Annotated in this window: 1 protein-coding gene; it reads left to right on the top strand. The window is 31.0% G+C overall.

Translation table 11 applies throughout. The annotated features are described in order from the left end of the window. Positions 1–600, top strand: a 600-nt coding sequence (locus GQX97_RS13500) for a hypothetical protein (protein ID WP_157152307.1), incomplete at its 5' end; no start/stop codon positions are given. Between the last annotated feature and the right edge of the window lie 78 nt (positions 601–678).

Raw genomic sequence — 678 nt, 5'->3', positions numbered from 1 at the left:
AGCCGCAGACTCATGGCTAAAGCAGGGAGTGGATTAGGGTTAATGATACCTCTTGGAGCACGCTTCAGCAGATTCAGCGGAAATGAGGCTCAACATGTAAAATCTGATACAGGATTTGAATTTGGTATTCATTTACAGCCTGCATATTATTTTGGGTTTGATAATTTATCATTCGGTTTAGGATTAGATTTAGGATAYAAYAGAGATGTGTTTGCTTTCAAAGCAGTTATTGATGAAAAATCAAARGGCGGATTAACTTTCGATAGCTTAATGGTAGGAATACTTCCTAGAATAGATGTTTGGTTTGTATCAATAGGTGTTGGTGCTGGTGTAAAAATACCTTTAGCAGGAAGCAGTTACTTTAGAGAAAGTGACGGAGGATACACTTCTCAAGGATATGATTATAAAAGACTTAAAGATACTTTTAAAAATCCTTATATACCTTATGTAAAAGGGGTTGTTGATTTCTTATTGCCTTATAACCTAGTTTTAGGTATATATGCTTCTTATGATATACCTTTGGTAGAATATAAAGACCCTAATAATAATATTAAAATGTCTTCATTTGATTTAGGCGGAGAAATTGGATTAAGATTCTAATAAAAATTAATTAAAAATAATATTTAAGGAATGCATATTTAATAATATGTATTCCTTTTTTTAATAGTTTTTTATTAT

Origin of the sequence: Brachyspira sp. SAP_772 (genome assembly GCF_009755885.1) — a bacterium.
Lineage (GTDB): Bacteria > Spirochaetota > Brachyspiria > Brachyspirales > Brachyspiraceae > Brachyspira.
Note: the sequence above shows the minus strand (reverse complement) of the source record. Positions and strands in the feature narration are given on the sequence as shown.